We start from the raw sequence: 20,167 nt of genomic DNA on the forward strand, positions 1-20,167 counted from the left end.
TGGCGAGGGCAACAGATGGACAAACGTTGGTGGATACTGGGCGCCATGGGTGCGATCCTGGGTGTGATCCTGCTCGATGAGACCGTGGTCGGCGTGGCGCTGCCAACCATCCAGAAAGAGATCGGGCTAAGCGCGCTGGGCGCGCATTGGGTTGTGAACATCTATCTGCTGGTGCTCGCAGCGCTCTCGGGCGCGGCGGGGCGGTTTGGCGATATTGTCGGCACCCGCGTGCTGGTTGTCGCGGGGCTGCTGATCTTCGGCCTGTCCTCGGCGGTTGGCGGATTTGCCACGGATGGAACCATGCTGATCATTGCGCGTCTGGCGCAGGGCTTGGGGGCTGCGATTATCTTTCCGCTGTCTCTGGTTCTGGTGTCGATGTCGTTCAAGCCAGAAGAACGCGGCATGGCGCTGGGCATCTATGGCGCGATCGGCACCAGCTTTCTGGCGCTCGGCCCGCTGGTGGGCGGGCTGCTGACCGAGTACCTGTCATGGCGTTGGGTCTTCTGGATCAACCCACCAATCGTGTTGGTCGTGGCAGCGGTCACATGGCGGTTCTGGCGCGACCCGCCCCATGGGGTCGAGGGCAGCTTTGACTGGGGCGGCCTGCTTTTGATGGTCGGGGGGCTGGCGCTGACCGTCTTCGCCATTATGGAGGGGCCCGAGCGCGGTTGGTCGCGACCGGATGTCCTGATCCCACTGTGCCTGGGCGTCACGATGCTGGCCCTGTTCGTGTTCTGGGAATTGCGTGCAATCCCGCCGCTAATCGCGGTTGCTTTGTTCGCAAATCCGACCTTTGCCGCCGCGAACCTGATCGTCCTGCTGGCGCAATTCGTCAAGATCGCCACCTTCGTCTTTGGGGCGATGTATTTTCAAACAAAGGTTGGCCTGTCACCGCTGATGTCCGGCGTGGCCTTGCTGCCTGCTGTTGCGCCGCCGATGCTGATGGCGACATTTGCGGGCAAGGCCGCAGATAGACATGGCACGCGCGCGCCCTCGCTCTGGGGTGTGAGCGGGACCTTTGTTGGGATTTCGGCCATGGCCATCGGCATGGGGCTGGGCGTGACACTTCTGGTCTATGCCGGTCTGCTGATCTGGGGGATCGCTGTGTCCTATCTCTTTGTACCCCCGCAACGGGCGGTCATGATGTCGGTGCCGCCGCAGATGCAGGGGCAGGCGGGTGGGATCGTGCTGAGCAGCCAGCTTTTGGGCGGAACCATGGGGATGGCCATTTGCAGCACCATCTTCGCCACGACGGGGGCCTTTGCGGCGGTGTTCTGGCACACAGCCGCCGTGGCGGGGGTGGTGCTGATCTACGGCTATCTCGCGTTGGAACGCCCGGCACAAACCGGCTAACCGTTCCTTCCTGTGGGTGGCCTGTTTGCTTAAATGGCGCGTTGCAGGTCTTCGGCGGTCAGCACCGGCTGAATCTCGATCGCGGCATCAAGTGCAGCAAAAAGCGGCTCGTTGATCACCGGCATGCGCGCCTGATCCGTTTCTTCGAAAATCACGATGCCCATGCGTTTGCCATCCTCCAGAGCAAAATATGAGGCTTCGGCCTGCACCTCCTGCACGAGCGCTGCGATCGCCTTGCCGAGTGAGCCGTTGCGCTCGGCCTCATTTCCCTTTTCTACCGGGATGGTGAATTTCAGCATCAGACGCATATCAGTTCCCCTGTCGCAGATTGATATCCTGCCAGCTTCCGCGCGCTGCATCATCTGGTCAAGCGATATGCGCGGACAAAAAAGGGCGCCCCGAAGGGCGCCCGCTCAGTTCTTCTCTCGCATTAAGATCAGCAGCTGTAATACATGCCGTATTCAACCGGATGCGGCGTGTGCTCGTAGGTTTCGACCTCTTCCATCTTCAGCTCGATATAACCCTCGATCTGGTCCTTGGTGAACACGTCGCCCTGCAGCAGGAAGTCGTGATCCGATGCCAGAGCTTCCAGCGCTTCGCGCAGGCTGCCGCAGACGGTCGGGATACCGGCCAGTTCCTCGGCAGGCAGATCGTAGAGGTTCTTATCCATGGCTTCGCCCGGATCGATCTTGTTCTTGATGCCGTCCAGACCGGCCATCAGCAGAGCGGCAAACGCCAGGTAGGGGTTTGCGGCCGGATCGGGGAAGCGGGCCTCGACGCGCTTGGCTTTCGGGCTTTCGGTCCACGGAATACGCACGCAGCCCGAGCGGTTACGGGCCGAGTAGGCGCGCAGAACAGGCGCTTCAAAGCCCGGGATCAGGCGCTTGTAGCTGTTGGTCGAGGGGTTGGTGAAGGCGTTCAGCGTCTTGGCGTGCTTCAGAACACCACCGATATACCAGAGCGCTTCATCCGACAGATCGGCATATTTGTCGCCTGCAAAGAGCGGCTTGCCGTCTTTCCAGATCGACATGTTCACATGCATGCCGGTGCCGTTGTCGCCGGCGATAGGCTTCGGCATGAAGGTCGCCGATTTGCCATAGGCATGTGCCACGTTGTGGATGACGTATTTGTATTTCTGCAGCTCGTCGGCCTGTTTGGTCAGGCTGTCAAAAATCAGACCCAACTCGTGCTGACACGACGCCACCTCGTGGTGGTGCTTGTCGACCTTCATGCCCAGACGCTTCATGGTGCTGAGCATTTCGGAACGCAGATCCTGGCTTTCATCCACCGGGTTGACCGGGAAATAGCCGCCCTTGACGCCGGGACGATGGCCCATATTGCCCATCTCATACTCGGTGTCGGTGTTCCAGGACGCATCCGTTGCGTCGACCTCGTAGGACACCTTGTTGATCGAGTTCGAGAAGCGCACGTCGTCGAACAGGAAAAACTCGGCCTCGGGACCCATATAGGCCGCATCGCCGATGCCGGAGGATTTCAGATAGGCTTCGGCTTTTTCAGCAGTGCCGCGCGGGTCACGCTCATAAGCTTCGCCAGTGTCAGGTTCGACAACCGAGCAGTGCAGGCAGATGGTCTTTTCCGCATAAAACGGATCGACATATGCGCTGTTGGTGTCGGGCATCAGTTTCATGTCGGAGGCTTCGATGGATTTCCATCCCGCGATCGACGACCCATCAAACATGAAGCCTTCTTCCAGGAAATCTTCGTCCACCTGATCGGCCATCACCGTGACGTGCTGCAGCTTGCCGCGCGGATCGGTAAAGCGGATGTCGACATATTCGGCATCCTCGTCCTTGATCAGCTGAAGAACTGTGTCCTTGCTCATTCTATTCGGTCCCCTTGTTGGAAGATGTTTCGGAATTACAATGCGTCCGAACCGGTCTCGCCGGTGCGGATGCGAATGGCTTGCTCGACAGGGCTGACAAAGATCTTGCCGTCGCCGATCTTGTCGGTCTTGGCGGCGCCCACAATGGCGTCGATGGCGGCATCAACCTGATCATCGTCCAGAACCACGTCGATTTTGACCTTGGGCAGGAAATCAACAACGTATTCTGCGCCACGATACAGCTCGGTATGGCCTTTCTGGCGACCAAAGCCCTTAACCTCGATCACGCTCAGGCCCTGAACGCCAACTTCCTGCAGCGCTTCTTTCACCTCATCGAGTTTGAAAGGCTTGATGATGGCCTCGATCTTTTTCATTGGCGGAGCCTCCCTGAAATCTTGTCAGTCCGGCTCAGATCATGTCTGAATAAGAGCCACAATCCGATAGTGGCGCCGGGACCATTGGAACGAGGCGATTTCTAACGCCCGGTCAAAAAATAGGCAAGTTGCATAAAAACTGCGCAGTTTTGAATCGCGAGGGGTTTTCGATGAGTGAATTGCTGACCGCCGCCCAGATGCGGGCCATCGAAAAAGCGGCCATCGACAGCGGCGAGGTGACCGGGCTGGAGCTGATGGAACGGGCCGGTCAGGGGGTGGTCGAGGCGATCTTTGAGGAATGGCCGGAACTGGCGGAAAGCGCCGGTCGGGCGGTGGTGCTCTGCGGTCCGGGCAACAATGGCGGTGACGGGTTTGTCGTGGCGCGGTTGCTGAAGGAGCGCGGCTGGGAGGTGGAGGTGTTCCTCTACGGTGATCCCGAGAAACTGCCGCCGGATGCGCGGACGAATTATGAGCGGTGGTGTGGAAACGATTTGGGTCGGGGTTGGGATGATCGCGCGATAGAGGATCTGCTAGACGAGCAAAATCATGATCTGGTCGTGGATGCCCTATTCGGCACAGGTATGACCCGCTCGATGCCCGACAACACCGAGAGGGTTTGGCACGGCCTTGTGCCGACCGTCACGCATACCCGACCGGAAAGGCGTCGACAAAAATATGTTGCAGTGGATTGCCCTAGCGGACTTTGCTGTGACTCTGGTGCAAATTTCGGGGCATTCCCGACTGATCTAACGGTTACTTTCCACACAAGAAAAGTTGGTCAATTTCTACTAAGAGAGGGGCATTATGGTGGGGGTCCCGGACTCTGTAAGAAGCTTATTGTCACAGATATTGGGCTGAACACGCCACCGGCGCGAGAGTATGTGAGGATGATCTCTTCGCCCTTGGAGGTTGGTTTTCACGGGAAATGGGAAAGCGACCACAAATATTTCCACGGCCACGCCCTGATCCTCTCCGGTGGCGCGGGTAAAACCGGCGCAGCGCGGTTGGCCGCAAGGGGCGCGCTCAGGATCGGTGCGGGGCTGGTGACGTTGGGGGTGCCGCCCTCGGCGCAGATGGAGGTGGCGAGCCAGATCACCTCGCTGATGCTGCGCCGGGTCGAAGGGGGCGATGGGCTGGCCGAATTGCTGAGTGATGAGCGGCTTAACGCGCTTTGTCTCGGGCCGGGGCTTGGGCTGGAGCGGGCGCGGGATCTGGTGCCAGGAGCGCTGAAAACCGCCCGCCCAACTGTTCTGGATGCAGATGCTCTGTCGGGTTTTGCGGATGCGCCGGAGGGGCTTTTTGCAATGCTGCATGAAACCTGTGTGCTCACCCCGCATGGGGGCGAGTTTGCGCGGCTCTTTCCTGATATCTCCGAAAAACTGAACGCGGTGCCCACCAAGGGACCGGCCTATTCCAAGGTTGACGCCACGCGAGATGCCGCAAAGCGGGCAGGCTGCGTCGTTCTGTTCAAGGGGCCCGACACCGTGATAGCTGCGCCGGATGGGCGCTGTTCGGTCAACTCCGCCCATTACGAGCGCGCCGCCCCGTGGCTGGCGACGGCCGGGTCAGGGGATGTGCTGGCGGGGTTCATCACCGGGTTACTGGCGCGGGGATTCGCACCGATGCAGGCGGCTGAGACAGGAGCGTGGCTGCACGTAGAATGCGCGCGCCATTTTGGTCCCGGCCTGATCGCAGAAGACCTGCCAGAGCAATTGCCAGCGGTGTATCGGGAACTGGGCTTTTAGGCTGCGTGGCTCATCGCTGCGCCCGATGGTTCAGCCGCCAGTTCCAGCCCGCCCGCATAAAGTACATGGGGGGCATCGAATGCGATCTGATAAAGCACCATTTCGCGGATGCCCAAATCGCGGATGAACTCTCCGTCAAGCAGCGCATCGGCACGCACCATGGCGCGGTCTGCATTGAACAGCGCCTGCGCGCGCCAGTCGCGGATCAGCACTTTCTGACCGGCGGGCAGAACCAGATCCTGATCGGGTCGCGTGTCGCCAAGCGAACCTGCAGCGAAGGAGATCGCGCGGCAGCGGCAGGTGGTCCGCTTTACGCCGCGCACCAGAACAAAGCCGCGATCGCGCGTGATGATCTTGTCGCCTTTGGCCAGATCCTCAACCGGGCATTCGCCGCGCTGGGCCATCACCACGGTTCCGGACAGAAACCCCGTATCTGCCTTTGCCTTTGCCTGAAAGCGGGGCAGGGTGGGCTGATCGGTTCTGTGGTTGACACTGGTCTGGGTCATGGCGCTCTCACTTGACGGCATGCGCCAGTGTGGCGTTGGGAATGTGGCAAAAGCGTGAGGCTGGGGCGGCAATTTTTAAGCCACTGGTTTTGTCACCGCCAAATAGTGTGCGCCGAGACTGGCGAGGGTATCGATCCGAAGTTCACTGAAACCCCAGAACTTTGAACGCGTAGCCGGGAAGCGCCAATCGCCTCTAGACCGCGGCCTTTTCCGGTGTGCGCGGGCGGGCCAGAATATTTGTCCACAAGACGGCAAGATCGTCGGGGTCGCGGGATCGAAAACGGGGTGCCAGCACCATCTCGTTCAGGGCATTTCTTGCCCCGGAATCCAGGATGGGTCGCTCCAGCACCAGGTCAAATCCAGCGGCATCCACCATCGCGACGTAATCGGAGTGGCGCAGGCGATTTGTGTAATCCTGCGGGTTCAGGCACAGAAGTTTCCAAATCGTTTCGCTATAGCGCAGGAAGTCGACGCGGCTCAGGCGCGCATCTCTGTGTGCTCGGTGGTCGGAATGATCAATGCCGTGGGAAATGACTCCGCCAGGGCGCAGGATGTCGCGACTTTGCTCCAGCAACGCGACAATGACTGCGGGCGGAACATGTTCCAGCACCGTGTGACTTATGATGGCATCGACGCGGACATCCATTTCCTTGAGTGACGCCTGCACCCGATACGCCAACCCCAGCGCATCCAGGGCTTCATCTAGCGGTGCATCATGGGGAAAGGTAAGGGTCTCCTCGATCTTCTCGACACTGGTGCCCAGGCGCTCTGCCAGATCGGTGCGGCGCGCCCTCAGGAAATCCACCGCTGCCTTCAGCGTTTCCCGGTCGAGCAGCGGGTGGGCGTCCGTCAGGATGACCTGCCTGGCGCCTGCCAAGCGCAACATTAGCGGAATCACCGGATACCAGCCGGTCCCTATCTCGAGAATCGTGCTGCCTTGAAGGTCCAGCCCCGCTTCGCTCAGGAAGTTGATTTGGTCGAAACCACCTGAATAAACCGATTGCTCATGGATCTGATGCGCCTTGCCGGCGATGCGCCTCTTCAAGGCGCGCAGCCTTTGCTGAAAGGGCAACATCGCGGTGAGCGTGTTCTTTGCACAATTGACTTGCCACATATTTGAGAACCCAAACCCTTCCAACCACCATGCAACACGTCGACAGGGCAGTTCCATCAAGCTTTTTGGGAACGCGGCTACCTGGGTCGCCCCCAAATTCCTCGGGTGCCTTCCGACTTGATCTGTTTGCCTGCGAAGATGATCGCCCGAACATGGTTACCGCTTGAGGAGGTTCACGTCCATGTAGTGAATGCTGCGGCAATGGTCGCGGCCTCTTACGCGAAGTTATCCTCGATGATGTAGAAACGCCCATCCGCGCCCATACCGTGAGCGGGCATGAATGGTTCTATATCGACGATCTTCTGTTTAAAAACAAAGTGGTGCGGGTGAAGGGACTTGAACCCCCACGCCTTGCGGCGCCAGAACCTAAATCTGGTGCGTCTACCAATTCCGCCACACCCGCAGCCGCGCAGCCCCAGGGCCGCGCTGTGCGGCGGTGCATAACAAAGGTTGAAACCGAGTGCGAGCGAAAAAAGCGCAAGCTGCCGGTTTCCAATCCCCGAGCGCGCGCCCGGCCTGACTGCCGCAGGCTTTAGTAGTCTGACACCAGCAGATGGGAGGGCGAGACATCCTCGTCGATATCGGAAAAGCGTGCGATCGGGGCTTCGAAGACGTTGTCTGTCCGGTCGTCATTGACCGTCGACACCTCGCCGATCAGGCAATCGCCCTGTTCCGCCCAGAAGGCGTGCCAGATGCCAGGCATCAGGGTGACGCTCTGGCCCGGTTTCAGCCGCAGCAACCCACCGGGGTCGAGCGTGACCATCACACCATCGGAGGGCACGGTGACCTTGGCCTCGCGATCGATATTGCCGCTTGCATCGGGCGACCAGAGTTCCAGCACCAGATCGCCGCCGCCGCGGTTGATGATATCCTCGGCCTTGATGTTGTGGCGGTGCATCGGGGACAGCTGCTTGTCCCGCGAGATCATGATCTTTTCGGCATAGAGCATACCCTTGCCCGCGCCCAGATCCTCGACCGCGCCGTTGCGGGTGGTGAACAGGAACAGGCCCAACTCGTGAAACCGGCCCTCGCCGTAATCGGTGATGTCCCAGCCCAGGCCGCGATCGCGGATCAACGCGGCGTTGTCGCCGCGCAGTTGTTCGGGCTGCCAATACGCAAAGGGGGGCAGAATGACGCCGTGCTGGCGCATGAAGGCATCACCTTCGGCGAGGATATCGTTGATCTCGGATCGTTTCATGATGTGGCCTTTGGCAATCAGTTGGTCAGGTCTTTGGCCCAGGGCGGGTTTGCGCCTGCGCGCGAGACGGTCACCGCCGCCACCTGAGCGGCAAAGGACAGGCAGGAGAGTAGATCGGTTTTGCTGGCGGTTTGCAGCTTCTGCCGAGTCAGCAGGCCAAGCTCTTGCGCCTTGGCCATGAACCCCGCGTTGAACGTGTCGCCCGCGCCCACCGTGTCCAAGACGGTGACCTTTCGGGCCTCTGCGCTGACTGGTTCGGCACCGGTGCGCAAAGCGGTGGCCCCGGCGCTGCCGCGGGTCAGCAGGACCAGCGCGGGACCGGCCTGCAAAAGCGCGTCGGCTCGGCTCAGGTCATCGGGAAGGTCGGGACGCAGCCAGGCGAGGTCCTCATCCGAGACCTTGATCAGGTCTGCGGCGGCGATCAGGCGCGTCAGCCTGTCCCGGTAGGCGACAGCGTCGCTGACAAAGCCCGGGCGGATATTGGGGTCGACCATGATGGTGCGCCGCCCGGCCTCGCGTTCGGCCAGCGCAACAAGACTGTCGCAGAAGGGCGGGTTGCACAGGCTGATGCCGCCAAAGAACAGCGTCTGGACCCGGTCGGGAATATCGGGCAGTTCTTGCGGCGTGATCCCGCGCCCGGCTGAGTTCTCGTCGTGAAAGCTGTAGCTGGCTTGCCCGTCCTTGAGCTGCACAAAGGCCAGCGTGGTGGGGCGGTTGCTGACAACCGAAAACTCGGGATCTACGTTGCTTTGGTTCAAAGCGTCCCGCAGCATCTCGCCCCAGAAGTCTTGCGACAACCCGGTCAGCAGGCCGGTTTCAATCTCAAGACGTCCCAGCGCAATCGAGGTGTTGAACACGGCACCACCGCAATGCGGCGCAAAGGCGTCTGCTCCGGCGGTGGTCCGGGCCGGGAGCATGTCGATCAGGGCTTCGCCACAACACAATATCATGCGACTGCTTTCAGACTTGGAGTGATTGCGCTAACGTTTCTGATATTTCCAAACATTAAACAAGTAATTTGATCGGGGTTGAGGCTAAAAAACGCCGGTCCAGAATATTGAGGCACCGGGTGGGGTCGCTTCGATCGGCGGATGTCGACCGAAACCAGCGGTGCGGCAATATGCGGTCTCCGCTTCTGGCGGCTTTGAAGTATCAGGGTGACATAAAGGTTGGGCGATCAGTCTGCCGATTAGAAGACAAGGTCGTTTGTTTAGATCAACAAAAACAAATCTATCGATCACGTCGAACAGGGTGTTCCAGCAACTACCGTTATGGGTGAATCCAATGACTAAGACTCTCAGGGCCGTTTCCCTCACGGCGCTTATGGTTTCGGCGTTTGCCGCCCCCGCTGCAGCCGAACTGAAATATGAAAACAACTCGGGCGGTTATGTGAAGCTCTATGGGCAGCTCAACCCGGCGATCATTTCGGTCGATGACGGTCAGGAGACCGAGACCAATGTCCGCGACTACGACGCCTCCAACAGCCGGGTCGGGCTGGAGGTGATCCAGCCCTACGGCGCGAACACCTTCCAGTTCCGCTTTGAAACCGCGCTGGGTCTGCCGAATTCGACGGAAACCAGCCAGCTTGGCAATGATTTCGGCGGCTGGACCCGTCAGGATATCCGGCATGTCGATTTTTCGCTAAAAGGCGACTGGGGCAAGGTGTCGGCCGGGCAGGGCAGCATGTTTGCTGATGGCGCGGCGGAGCAGGATCTGTCTTATGTCGGACTGGCGCTTTATTCCTTCACCGCAGATTCCAACTTCAGTTTCCTTTTCCGCGATTCTGCTGGAGTACTGAGCGGCCCGACTGTCGGGGACACAACGGATGATTTCGATGGCTCGCGCCGAGCGCGCATCCGCTATGACACCCCGTCCTTCAACGGCTTCAGCTTTGGCGCGGCCTGGGGTCGCAACGTTTTGGCCGATGATGATGACCGCGACTATTACGATTTTGGCACCTATTACTCGAACGAGTTCGCGGGCACCAAGGTGAACGCGGCGCTGGCCTACCAGGTTCGCGAAGGGGACGGCAGCGCCAAACGCGAGGATTTGATCGGCTCTGCCTCGGTTCTTTTGCAGAGCGGGCTGAGCTTTACCGTGGCCGCTGGTACCCGCGATGTCGATTCCGACATGGATACCGACCCGAACTACTATTATGCCAAGGTCGCCTATGAGACCGAGGACTGGCTGCCAAATGTCGGTAAGACCGGCATCGGTGTGCATTACTGGGACGGCGCGGACTTCAACACCGATGGCTCCGATTCCAGCGTCTGGGGTGTGGGTGTGGCTCAGCGGATCGAAGAATACAACGTCGATACCTACCTGACCTATCAGAACTATGCCTACGATGATTCGACCAACGATTTTGACGATCTGTCGACTATTGTGCTGGGCGCGCGCTGGAGGTTCTGAGCCGTCATCGGATTATACATGTGCGGGCCGCTCCGGGAATCCGGGGCGGTCTTTTCTTTTTGGCGGTCCGAATCGGGAATGATGCGCCAGATGGGCCTTGCACAGGCGGGGCAGGGCCAATAGAAGGCGTCAAATTTGCTTGGCGCGCCAGGGTTGCGCGCCCCAACCTCATGGGGATACCAGATGCAGGTCACCGAGACGCTGAACGAAGGTCTGAAACGCGGCTATAACATCGTCGTCACCGCCGCCGAGCTGGACGACAAGGTCAACGAGAAACTGACCGAGGCACAGCCCGAAGTCGAGATGAAGGGCTTTCGCAAGGGCAAGGTGCCGATGGCGCTGCTGAAGAAGCAGTTCGGCCAGCGTCTGTTGGGCGAGGCGATGCAGGAAAGCATCGATGGCGCGATGAGCCAGCATTTCGAAGACAGCGGTGAACGCCCTGCGCTCCAGCCCGAGGTCAAGATGACCAATGAGGATTGGAAAGAAGGCGACGACGTGCATGTCGAAATGTCCTATGAGGCGCTGCCCGAAATCCCCGAGGTCGATCTGAAATCCATCGAGCTGGAAAAGCTGGTGGTCAAGGCTGATGATGCCGCCGTGGACGAGGCGCTGGGCAACCTGGCCGAGAATGCGCAGGATTTCAAAGCGCGCAAGAAAGGCTCCAAGGCCAAGGATGGCGATCAGGTCGTGATGGATTTCGTCGGCAAGGTTGACGGCGAAGCTTTCGAGGGTGGCTCGGCCGAGGATTATCCGCTGGCTCTGGGCTCCAACAGCTTCATCCCCGGCTTCGAAGAGCAGCTGGTTGGTGTGAAGGCCGGTGAAGAAAAAGACGTCACCGTGACCTTCCCCGAAGAGTACCAGGCCGAGCATCTGGCCGGTAAGGAAGCTGTGTTCTCCTGCACCATCAAAGAGGTGAAGGAACCGGTGGCCGCTGAAATCGACGACGAGTTGGCCAAGAAATTCGGTGCCGAGGATCTGGCCACGCTGAAATCGCAGATTTCAGAGCGTCTGGAAGCGGAATATGCCGGTGCCGCGCGCGCGGTGATGAAGCGCGGCCTGCTGGACAAGCTGGATGATCTGGTCGCGTTCGACCTGCCGCCGACCCTGGTCGAGGCCGAGGCCAAGCAGATCGCGCATCAGCTGTGGCACGAGGAAAACCCCGATGTCGAAGGTCATGACCACGAAGAGATCGAGGCGACCGAGGAGCACAACAAGCTGGCGTCGCGCCGTGTGCGTCTGGGCCTGTTGCTGGCCGAACTGGGCAAGAAGGCCGAGGTTGAAGTGAGTGACGCTGAAATGAGCCAGGCGGTGATGGCGCAGGCGCGTCAGTATCCCGGGCAGGAGCGTCAGTTCTTTGAATTCGTGCAGCAGAACCAGCAGATGCAACAGCAACTGCGCGCGCCGATCTTCGAAGACAAGGTTGTGGATTATGTCTTTGAGCTGGCCCAGGTCAGCGACAAGGACGTCAGCAAGGACGATCTGCAGAAAGCCGTCGAGGCGCTTGAGGACGAGTGATCCTCTTTACTGCAATCGCACGATCCTAAAGGAGAGCCGCCTCAGATAACTGGGGCGGCTCTTTCCGTTCGCGAGTGAGTGGCGAGACGGGACGCGCTTAGGCGCCTTTGGCGAGAACGCGGCCCGCGCCCAAGCGCATCGCGTCCTTTTGTTCGCTGGACAAGGTGTTGGACAGAGCATCCATCAAGCGCAGCGCCGCCTGGCGTTCGCTTTCGTTGGTCGCCTGGTCAAGCTGCTCGAAAAGGTAGTTCTCAAGCTGGCTGCGCGGAAGGTTGTCTTTGTTCGCGGCGGCCGGGGCAAAGGGGTTTTCGGGCGCTGGATCGGGCACTGTTGTGCCGAACCTGGATAACGCTGCTTCTTCATCGATGAAGACGTCATGGTTAATGCCCGAGAACTCACGCACCCGGTTGATCCGTTCCTCCGAACAGTCGAGCAGGGCGGCAAGCGCGGGTACCTTGCCCATTCCGACCTTCTTGCCGACGTAATCATAAGGGGCATTGTCAGAACGTTTCAGGACACGGTCCATCACCGGGTCGATGACGGTCACGATATCCGTTATCCCTGACCGTTGGGCAAACTCCAGCGAACCGATCATCAATTCGCATGTGGCGTAGGAGACAGAGTTGCGGTCCTTGCCGCGAGTCAGGCGGTTGGTATCCACACAGAAGCGCGTCGATTCCCACACCGTCGCACTTCGGATCGGCGGTTCCCCGTCGAGGATCGCAGAGAACACGTCCGAGAGCATATGCGGGCCGGTGGTCTGCAGGGCGCGCACGCAAGAGACGACATTGCCATCGTCATTCAGGCCAACGACATAAGCCGGATCAAGGCTGTCGAAATCATCGATTTCCTTGCCGTCTTCCACATTGACTTCCCAGCCCAGTCTTCCCCCGAAGACGCGTGCACGGAGTTGGAACATGTCCTCAAGGATGTTTGTGAACAGGTGTTTATTTAAGGCATCTATTACCAGTATCATGGTTTCCCCCTTAGCGAGTGGTTATGTAAACTGATAGTTACCCAACATAACCGGAAGCACTATTCGGGGATTCCCGTAGTGGACGAACTTTTTGGTTTAGTTGGAGAAGTCCGAGTCTAGCTTGGGTAGATCAAACCGTTGGCTATGGCTCGTCCGACCGCTTGCGGCGTCGTCAGCGCGCAAAGCTTGTCGCGGCTGGATCGCAGGTGCACTTCAACTGTTCGGTGCGAGATCGAAAGGATGTCTCCGATATCCTGCTGCGATTTGCCTGCTGCGACCCATTGCAGGATTTCAACCTCGCGCGAGGATAGGGAGGGATGATAGAGGATGCGGCTCAACTCATCGGAATGCATGACCGAATCGTGGATATGGACCGCCATGGATTGCAACTCGCCAATGACGTTGCCGACCACCTTTTTCCATTCTTCCGAACTGCAATCGCGGTTGACGCTCAGCAGCCCGATATCCCCGAAGGGGCCGCGAACAGGGACGGTCAGCCCCTGATCGCAAATGCCGAAATCCGACGCATCTTTGAAAACATGCTGAAACTCGCCGCTGCGCTCCAGCCTGCTCCAGTCAACCGGAGCGATGCTGCGCTGACTCATATGCAGCGTCGGATCGATCAGCTGGAACTGATTTTCCTCGTAATGCGCCTTCCACTCGTCGTTGTAGGTGACGTGGCCATGAATCGTGCCAGCGGCCGGGTTCATGCCCGCATAAGCGGCATGGTCCATTTCGAACTGGTCGCACAACTGATGCAGAAACTCTTTGTATTGAGTTTCCTGATCAGGCGCCGCCCCGAGATCGATCAGCTTCACCGCATGTCCCCTTTCAAGCGGGTGGCGGCCCGGGCCGCTATTTGGCTTCGTCGAACCGCCTTATAGTTGCATCTTGCGTCAATGTACGCACAAAGGACAAGACCGCATGTTTATGTGCAGGCTTTAAACTGCGATAGATTGACAACATTTCAACAGCATCATGCTCTTTTAGGAAGCCGAATTCATCTTTTGGTGCAGATTTGTCACCAGAATCCGCATTTCCGGGCCGAATCCCGGCAAAAAAGTGGCTTACATGCACGTCTAGCGCCTCAGCGATCGCCCAAAGGCGCGATGCACTGACCCGGTTGGCACCGGATTCGTATTTTTGTACTTGCTGGAACCTTACGCCAATGGACTTCCCCAAATCCGCCTGGCTGACCCCCATAGCTACGCGACGGGCCCGAATCCTCTGGCCCACGACAAAATCAACAGTCTCCACCTTGTCACCTACTAAACCTATTACGTTTCCCCTCACGACCGATCCGACCAAAACACACAGCCCAATCGATCAACGAACCTCACTGTGCATTATTGATTGTTATCAATCAACTATTTTCAGTTTTAAGTTGTTGTTGTGGTAACGTGGACGTGATTATGCGGCCTTTTGGTCGCATAAGTCAGAAACAATCGCTTTGAATGGCGGGTATTTCACGAGGGAGATAAACATGACGAAGAAATTGATTGCCGAATTCTTCGGGACGTTCTGGCTGGTTCTGGGCGGTTGTGGCAGTGCGGTTCTGGCCGCAGGGGTCGCCGATGTGGGAATCGGCTGGCTTGGGGTCAGCTTTGCCTTTGGCCTCACGGTGCTGACGATGGCTTATACGGTTGGCCATATCTCGGGCGGTCATTTCAACCCGGCGGTGACGCTGGGCCTAGTGCTGGGGGGGCGGCATGAGGGTCGCGAACTGCTGCCCTATTGGGTGGCGCAGGTGCTGGGCGCAATCATTGCGGCACTGATTCTTTATATCATCGCTTCGGGCAAGGCCGGGTTCGAAGGCGTCGGCGGATTCGCCTCAAACGGTTATGGCGCGGCCTCGCCCGAGGGCTATGGGCTGATGGCCGCCCTGGTGACCGAGATCGTGATGACCGCGTTTTTCCTGATCATCATCCTGGGGGCGACATCCAAGGGGGCACCGGCAGGTTTTGCGCCGATCGCGATTGGCTTGGGCCTGACGCTGATCCACCTGATCTCGATCCCGGTGACCAATACCTCCGTGAACCCGGCACGCTCCACCGGTGTGGCGCTATTCGCGGATGGACCGGCGCTGGCGCAGCTCTGGCTGTTCTGGGTGGCGCCGCTGATCGGGGCGGCCATCGGTGCGGTGATCTGGAAGATCATGTCGCCCGAAGACTGACATGAAAAACGCGCCGGGCCTCTTGCGGTCCGGCACTCGCTGCTATTTCGGCTGTACCAGCCCGGTTTCAACCAGCATTCCGGCCCGTTTGGCCTCGGGCCAGTAGCCTTTGGCATAAAGCCGGATCGCGTAGGCCTGATCGCCATCGGCCAGCAACCAGGCCCCGCGCAGGTATTTCCCGGCAAATTCCAAATTGGTGTCTGCGTCCAATAGCCCTTTGGGCGAACCGCTATACCCCATCGAGCGGGCAGTCGCGGGCAGGATCTGCAGCAGACCGTAATAAGGTCGGTTCACCGCCCAGGGGCGATGGGTGCTTTCGCGGATAGCCAGCTTGTGGACCAGCTCGCGCGGGACCTCGTAGTGATCGGCCCATTTGTTGATCGAGGCGCGCAGTTCCGGCGTCTCGTTTGGGTAGAGCGGTGGGTCGAACGCGTCGGGCCGTTCGGTTCCGCGCGCCCGCTCGCCGCAGGCGGTCAGCAGGGTGGTTGCTGCGAGCATCGCAATCGTGTTTCGGCGGGTGATGGGGGGCATTGTGGTCTCCTGTTCGCGGCAGGTTAGCGCCCGGTGATCCCGAGGGGAACTGCAACCAGGAGGGTCTTTGCCAAATTTTGCCGATTCCAGACGCGTTCATCCGGGCAGGTAGTCGTGCACCACCTCTCCCAATCCGATGGTCAGATCTGCAAGGATATGGGTGGCCGAGAGAGTTTCGAGCACCGGCAGATCAGCCACCGGCGCAAAGGCATGCTGGTTGACAGTCAACCCGGCGGGTGCCTGCCACGCGCCCTTCACGGTGACGTCCTCAAGATAATATCTGACTAACTCGCAGATTCGCGGCGTGCAATCGACATGCGGGATGATCTTCAGCAGGAAGCTGGGTTGCTGCAACGCCGACTGCACGGCGGCCTTGTCCAACTCGCGGTGCTTATAGCCCATCGTGCCGGTGACGACCCGCACCGATCCCACATCCAGCGTTCCAACCAGCGTTTCTTTCTCGACCCGCAGGCTGGGTTCGGCGAGTTTTTTGGGAAAGCCCCAGATCTCGCGGCCACCGGCAATCGGGCTGTGGTCGTTGAGATACATGGAGTGCACGTAAGAGCCAGGCTTGCCCTGATAGATCACAGGGATGACCTGACCGGATTCGGTGTAATCTCCGAAACCGGTCGAGTCGGGCATGCGGATGAATTCGTACTTTACGACGGGCTCGATGATCTCCAGCGGTTCAGGAACTACCGCACGCAAACCATCGATATCTGTGCGATAGGTGATGATCATAAATTCTCGGTCGAAGAACTTGTAGGGCCCGCGCGGATAAGACGGGCTGGTCAGCGGCATCGCAAAGGCTTTGGATTTTATGTCACCGGGCGTCATCTGAATATCCTTCTGTCCCAAGAACGCGACCGCAGGCGATGGTCGCCCATCAAATAGGGGTTCTGGTGGTGCAGAATGTTCATGCACCCAGCAGCCAGAACGTTTCATCCTGAGATTAGACTTGGCGTGCGCGGATTTTCCAGATCGAAGTTCAGCGCTTGGCTGGCAGATGCGTCGATAACAAAAAAATGCCGCGCGAAGGGCTTCGCGCGGCATTGAAATCTGTCAAAGCCCAGGGGCTCAGTTGGTGCTGTCGTCCTCGGCGGGCGCTTCGGCGTCGGCAACCAGTTCTTCGTCTTCGGATGCGGCAGAGCCGATATCGTCGAAGAGTTCCGAGATTTCGAACTCGGCTTCGGCTTCTTCTTCGGCTGCCAATTCCTGGATCGACTTACCCGAGGCCTGCAGTTCGGCTTCTTCTTGCGAACGCGCAACGTTCAGCTGGATCGAAGCTTCAACCTCGGGGTGCAGGATCACCGAAACCGAGTGCAGACCCAGTTCCTTGATCGGTGCAACCAGCGCGATCTGTTTCTTGTCGACGGTGAACCCGTCGGCGGTGGCCGCATCGGCGGCGTCACGCGGGGTGACTGAGCCGTAAAGCGCGCCAGCGTCAGAGGCCGAGCGGATCACGATGAACTGCTGACCGTCGAGCTTCTCGGCCAGAGCCTCGGCTTCTTTCTTGGTCTCCAGGTTGCGCGCCTCAAGCTGCGCTTTCTGGGCCTCGAACGAGTCGATATTGGCTTGGGACGCGCTCAGGGCCTTGCCCTGGGGCAGCAGGAAGTTGCGGGCAAAGCCGGGCTTGACGTCAACGACGTCGCCCATCTGGCCAAGCTTGGCAACACGTTCCAGAAGGATAACTTGCATGATCAGTCTCCTTACTTCACGGCGTAGGGCAGCAGGGCCAGGAAACGGGCGCGTTTGATGGCGCGAGCCAGTTCACGCTGCTTCTTGGCCGAAACGGCGGTTATGCGGGACGGTACGATCTTGCCACGCTCAGAGATATAGCGTTGCAGCAGACGGGTGTCCTTGTAGTCGATCTTGGGCGCGTTCTCACCGGAGAACGGGCAAACCTTGCGACGGCGGAAAAACGGTTTTGCAGCCATTTCAGATGTCCTTTCTCAAGCTAAGATCAGCGGCGCTCGCGGCGGCCTTCGCGCTCGTCGCGCTTCTGCATCTGGACCGAGGGGCCCTCGGCATGCTCGTCGACCTTGATGGTCAGAACGCGCATCACGTCGTCATGCAGGCGCATCAGACGCTCCATCTCCTGAACGGCCGGTGCGGGTGCATTGGTGCGCAGGAAGGCATAGTGGCCCTTGCGGTTCTTGTTGATCTTGTAGGCCATCGTCTTGACGCCCCAGTACTCGTGATCGACAAGGTTGCCACCATTGTCGGACAGCACGGCACCGAAATGTTCGATGAGGCCCTCGGCTTGCGTGTTGGACAGGTCCTGACGCGCAATCATGACATGCTCATAAAGCGGCATGTGAACTCCTGTTTCTGTCAAGGCGCACTTCAAAGACGGGGCGTTTGACCTTTCGCTGCCCCACCACGAGAGGATGCGCGGTTCGAAATCCTGCGAAAGGATGGCGCTATATACACCCTCTGGCGGGCCATGCAAGGGCAGAAACAGGGTGCGGCTGCCGCTCAAATTCCCCGCGCATGCCCCAATCTTTCGCGGGCGTGCCGCAATCCTGACGCTTTCTCTTTAGAAGCTTGCAACCAAGGGGAGAACTTCCCGCAAACGGATCAGATGCGACAAGGATGCCAGAAGGATGAAAGCAGTGCGCAAGGATATGATGGAGCAGGCGGTCGCCCTTCCCAGCTTTGAGGAAGCGATGCCATTGATGATTGCCTTTGCGCCAAACTGGCCGGCACGAAAGGTGCTGTTCCGGATTTTCGGCACCGCGATGATCCTGGGCTCGGCGCTGATGTGGCTGTTGCCGGGCGCGGATATGTCGGCCGAGGCGGCAACGTTCAAACTTGGCGCATCGCTGTTTTTCCTGCTCTGCGGGATGGCATTACTGATGATGCACCATGTGGACAATCAGCCCGATGCCTATTTCGACCCGATCCGCCGCGAGGTACGGGTGTTGCAGAAGAACAACCGCGGACGCCCCCAGACGGTCCTGCGCCGCAGCTACGAGAGCCTTGGCGCCGCCCGGTTCACCGAAAACCTGCTGGAGGTCTTTGATGTGGATGGCACCATGCTGATGCGCCTGCCGATCGAGTCCCCCGAGGTGCGCGATGCGCTGCGCGCGCAGTTGAGCGGGATGGTCAATATCACCGCCTGATCGGCGGATGTTCACCTGATCACAGCAATTGTGAGCTTATAGAGACTTGCCGTCGCCCTCGGGCGGCGCAATTCTGTTGTCATGGCGTCGTATTCAGCGGCCCCGTACTGATGCGCAAACAATTGACCGGAGAAGACCCCTATGAAAACCGCCCTTTTTGCCGCCGCTCTGGCGACAGCCGCGACTGCCGGCTTTGCCGCGCCGGAGAAATACCTATTGGATGCCAGCCACAGCCAGGTTGTGTTTGACTATAACCATCTCGGGTTCTCGACCACCTACGGCATGTTCTCGGGGTTCGAGGGCGAGATCATGTTTGACGCCGAAAACCCCGCTGATTCCAGCGTCTCGGTCGCGATGCCGGTCAAGTCGATGTTCACGGGTTGGGAAAAACGCGATGAGCATTTCATGTCCGACGACTTCTTTGGCGCAAGTGACGAAGATCTGGTCACATTCACCTCGACCAGCATCGAGGTGACCGGTGAGGACACCGCCAAGATCACCGGTGATCTGACCATGAACGAAATTACAAAGTCGGTGGTTCTGGATGCAAAGCTGAATCAATCGGCTGAACATCCCATGGCCAAGAAACCCTGGCTGGGCTTTGACGCCACCACCACGCTGGTCCGGTCGGAATTCGATGTCGGCAATTTCGCGCCCTTCGTGAGCGATGAGGTTAACGTCTTCATCTCGGTCGAGGCGATGAAAGCGGAGTAATCCGACCACAAAATATTTCTGATCGACGCCGGGGCTCGCCCCGGCGTTTTTCATGCAGGACCTATGTGCTTGCCGCATCTGCAGAGTTGCCGAGCAAAACCACATGGCTTATCCCAGCGGCTATGCGCGATGCATTTACAATCCGGGAAGCGGGCACAGATGACCTGGCCAGCCTGCTGGAACTCTACACCCATCTGACAATCAACAACCTACCGTTTTCAGTGGAAACCGCCGAAGATATCTTTCGCAGGTTTTCGTTATACGACGGAAGCGCCCTGTTGCTGGGTGAGGTTGACGGAGAATTGGTGGCCTCTTGCGCCCTGGTGGTTATTCCCAATTTGACCAGGGGTGGAACCCCTTATGCCTTGGTCGAAAATGTCGTGACACATACGGATCACCGATGCCGAGGGTATGGCAAGCGCATACTGGATGCAGCGTCACAGCGCGCCTGGGATCAGGGCTGCTATAAGGTGATGCTGATGACCGGCTCGAAAAAGCCCGCGACCTTGGCATTCTATGAGAGAGCCGGGTTCAGGCAAACCAAGACCGGGTTTCAGAAGCGGGCAGATGAGGGTCGCTAGCGCCTAC

Annotated in this window: 23 protein-coding genes and 1 tRNA gene; 8 read left to right on the forward strand and 16 right to left on the reverse strand. The window is 59.0% G+C overall.

Features of this window, described 5'->3' with window-relative positions:
* Positions 1-15: 15 nt before the first annotated feature.
* On the forward strand, positions 16-1,353 hold the full coding sequence (locus Q5Y75_RS01585; protein WP_306193692.1) for an MFS transporter: 1,338 nt from the start codon (positions 16-18) through the stop codon (positions 1,351-1,353).
* Positions 1,354-1,382: 29 nt separating this feature from the next.
* Here the strand turns inward: Q5Y75_RS01585 and Q5Y75_RS01590 are convergent, their stop codons facing one another.
* The 3 genes from Q5Y75_RS01590 to Q5Y75_RS01600 all read right to left on the reverse strand — a co-directional run bounded on the left by Q5Y75_RS01590 (position 1,383) and on the right by Q5Y75_RS01600 (position 3,570).
* Positions 1,383-1,661, reverse strand: a complete 279-nt coding sequence (locus tag Q5Y75_RS01590) for a hypothetical protein (RefSeq protein ID WP_306193693.1) — start codon at positions 1,659-1,661, stop codon at positions 1,383-1,385.
* Between the two features lie 128 nt (positions 1,662-1,789).
* Positions 1,790-3,196 (reverse strand): type I glutamate--ammonia ligase, encoded by a 1,407-nt coding sequence (gene glnA / locus Q5Y75_RS01595; protein WP_306193694.1) that lies wholly within the window; start codon positions 3,194-3,196, stop codon positions 1,790-1,792.
* Positions 3,197-3,231: 35 nt separating this feature from the next.
* Positions 3,232-3,570, reverse strand: coding sequence for a P-II family nitrogen regulator (locus tag Q5Y75_RS01600; protein ID WP_306193695.1), 339 nt, complete (start codon positions 3,568-3,570; stop codon positions 3,232-3,234).
* A gap of 170 nt (positions 3,571-3,740) precedes the next feature.
* Between Q5Y75_RS01600 and Q5Y75_RS01605 the strand changes: the two genes are divergently transcribed.
* On the forward strand, positions 3,741-5,315 hold the full coding sequence (locus Q5Y75_RS01605) for an NAD(P)H-hydrate dehydratase (RefSeq protein ID WP_306193696.1): 1,575 nt from the start codon (positions 3,741-3,743) through the stop codon (positions 5,313-5,315).
* On the opposite strand, the gene Q5Y75_RS01610 is transcribed toward Q5Y75_RS01605, so the two are convergent.
* From Q5Y75_RS01610 to Q5Y75_RS01630, 5 genes are all read right to left on the reverse strand, one after another.
* The gene (locus tag Q5Y75_RS01610; RefSeq protein ID WP_306193697.1) at positions 5,312-5,821 is read right to left on the reverse strand and encodes a Hint domain-containing protein; all 510 of its coding nucleotides are present in this window, start codon (positions 5,819-5,821) and stop codon (positions 5,312-5,314) included. The genes Q5Y75_RS01605 and Q5Y75_RS01610 overlap by 4 nt on opposite strands.
* Before the next feature lie 193 nt (positions 5,822-6,014).
* The gene (locus tag Q5Y75_RS01615; RefSeq protein WP_306193698.1) at positions 6,015-6,935 is read right to left on the reverse strand and encodes a class I SAM-dependent methyltransferase; all 921 of its coding nucleotides are present in this window, start codon (positions 6,933-6,935) and stop codon (positions 6,015-6,017) included.
* Between the two features lie 318 nt (positions 6,936-7,253).
* Positions 7,254-7,338 (reverse strand) — tRNA-Leu (locus Q5Y75_RS01620).
* 129 nt (positions 7,339-7,467) lie between these two features.
* On the reverse strand, positions 7,468-8,133 hold the full coding sequence (locus Q5Y75_RS01625; RefSeq protein ID WP_306193699.1) for a D-lyxose/D-mannose family sugar isomerase: 666 nt from the start codon (positions 8,131-8,133) through the stop codon (positions 7,468-7,470).
* A 17-nt stretch (positions 8,134-8,150) separates the two neighbouring features.
* Complete coding sequence (locus Q5Y75_RS01630; RefSeq protein WP_306193700.1) at positions 8,151-9,083, reverse strand: carbohydrate kinase family protein; 933 nt, start codon at positions 9,081-9,083, stop codon at positions 8,151-8,153.
* A gap of 334 nt (positions 9,084-9,417) precedes the next feature.
* Between Q5Y75_RS01630 and Q5Y75_RS01635 the strand changes: the two genes are divergently transcribed.
* Both Q5Y75_RS01635 and tig read left to right on the forward strand, forming a co-directional pair.
* Positions 9,418-10,545, forward strand: coding sequence for a porin (locus tag Q5Y75_RS01635; RefSeq protein WP_306193702.1), 1,128 nt, complete (start codon positions 9,418-9,420; stop codon positions 10,543-10,545).
* 183 nt (positions 10,546-10,728) lie between these two features.
* On the forward strand, positions 10,729-12,060 hold the full coding sequence (tig, locus tag Q5Y75_RS01640; protein WP_306193704.1) for a trigger factor: 1,332 nt from the start codon (positions 10,729-10,731) through the stop codon (positions 12,058-12,060).
* Positions 12,061-12,157: 97 nt separating this feature from the next.
* On the opposite strand, the gene Q5Y75_RS01645 is transcribed toward tig, so the two are convergent.
* The 3 genes from Q5Y75_RS01645 to Q5Y75_RS01655 all read right to left on the reverse strand — a co-directional run bounded on the left by Q5Y75_RS01645 (position 12,158) and on the right by Q5Y75_RS01655 (position 14,293).
* The gene (locus tag Q5Y75_RS01645; protein ID WP_306193705.1) at positions 12,158-13,036 is read right to left on the reverse strand and encodes an acyl-homoserine-lactone synthase; all 879 of its coding nucleotides are present in this window, start codon (positions 13,034-13,036) and stop codon (positions 12,158-12,160) included.
* 116 nt (positions 13,037-13,152) lie between these two features.
* Entirely contained in the window at positions 13,153-13,854 is a 702-nt protein-coding gene (locus tag Q5Y75_RS01650) for a LuxR family transcriptional regulator (protein WP_306193706.1), read from the reverse strand.
* 37 nt (positions 13,855-13,891) lie between these two features.
* Positions 13,892-14,293: a helix-turn-helix domain-containing protein gene (locus Q5Y75_RS01655; RefSeq protein ID WP_306193707.1), complete on the reverse strand. Its 402-nt coding sequence runs from the start codon at positions 14,291-14,293 to the stop codon at positions 13,892-13,894.
* A 226-nt stretch (positions 14,294-14,519) separates the two neighbouring features.
* On the opposite strand from Q5Y75_RS01655, the gene aqpZ reads away from it, so the two are divergent.
* Positions 14,520-15,209: an aquaporin Z gene (gene aqpZ, locus Q5Y75_RS01660; protein ID WP_306193708.1), complete on the forward strand. Its 690-nt coding sequence runs from the start codon at positions 14,520-14,522 to the stop codon at positions 15,207-15,209.
* A gap of 42 nt (positions 15,210-15,251) precedes the next feature.
* On the opposite strand, the gene Q5Y75_RS01665 is transcribed toward aqpZ, so the two are convergent.
* The 5 genes from Q5Y75_RS01665 to rpsF form a co-directional block, all read right to left on the reverse strand.
* The gene (locus Q5Y75_RS01665) at positions 15,252-15,740 is read right to left on the reverse strand and encodes a lytic transglycosylase domain-containing protein (RefSeq protein ID WP_306193710.1); all 489 of its coding nucleotides are present in this window, start codon (positions 15,738-15,740) and stop codon (positions 15,252-15,254) included.
* Between the two features lie 96 nt (positions 15,741-15,836).
* On the reverse strand, positions 15,837-16,577 hold the full coding sequence (locus Q5Y75_RS01670; RefSeq protein ID WP_306193711.1) for an acetoacetate decarboxylase: 741 nt from the start codon (positions 16,575-16,577) through the stop codon (positions 15,837-15,839).
* Between the two features lie 240 nt (positions 16,578-16,817).
* Complete coding sequence (rplI, locus tag Q5Y75_RS01675) at positions 16,818-17,438, reverse strand: 50S ribosomal protein L9 (protein ID WP_306193712.1); 621 nt, start codon at positions 17,436-17,438, stop codon at positions 16,818-16,820.
* Positions 17,439-17,449: 11 nt separating this feature from the next.
* Complete coding sequence (rpsR, locus tag Q5Y75_RS01680; protein WP_005608650.1) at positions 17,450-17,677, reverse strand: 30S ribosomal protein S18; 228 nt, start codon at positions 17,675-17,677, stop codon at positions 17,450-17,452.
* Between the two features lie 26 nt (positions 17,678-17,703).
* Positions 17,704-18,057, reverse strand: coding sequence for a 30S ribosomal protein S6 (gene rpsF, locus Q5Y75_RS01685; protein WP_306193731.1), 354 nt, complete (start codon positions 18,055-18,057; stop codon positions 17,704-17,706).
* Between the two features lie 289 nt (positions 18,058-18,346).
* Here rpsF and Q5Y75_RS01690 point away from each other — a divergent pair, with 289 nt between their 5' ends.
* The 3 genes from Q5Y75_RS01690 to Q5Y75_RS01700 all read left to right on the forward strand — a co-directional run bounded on the left by Q5Y75_RS01690 (position 18,347) and on the right by Q5Y75_RS01700 (position 20,160).
* Positions 18,347-18,865 (forward strand): hypothetical protein, encoded by a 519-nt coding sequence (locus tag Q5Y75_RS01690; RefSeq protein ID WP_306193732.1) that lies wholly within the window; start codon positions 18,347-18,349, stop codon positions 18,863-18,865.
* 141 nt (positions 18,866-19,006) lie between these two features.
* Complete coding sequence (locus Q5Y75_RS01695; RefSeq protein WP_306193734.1) at positions 19,007-19,579, forward strand: YceI family protein; 573 nt, start codon at positions 19,007-19,009, stop codon at positions 19,577-19,579.
* Between the two features lie 122 nt (positions 19,580-19,701).
* On the forward strand, positions 19,702-20,160 hold the full coding sequence (locus Q5Y75_RS01700; protein WP_306193735.1) for a GNAT family N-acetyltransferase: 459 nt from the start codon (positions 19,702-19,704) through the stop codon (positions 20,158-20,160).
* Positions 20,161-20,167 lie beyond the last annotated feature (7 nt).

The organism is Ruegeria discodermiae (assembly GCF_030758345.1).
Classification (GTDB): Bacteria; Pseudomonadota; Alphaproteobacteria; order Rhodobacterales; family Rhodobacteraceae; genus Ruegeria_C.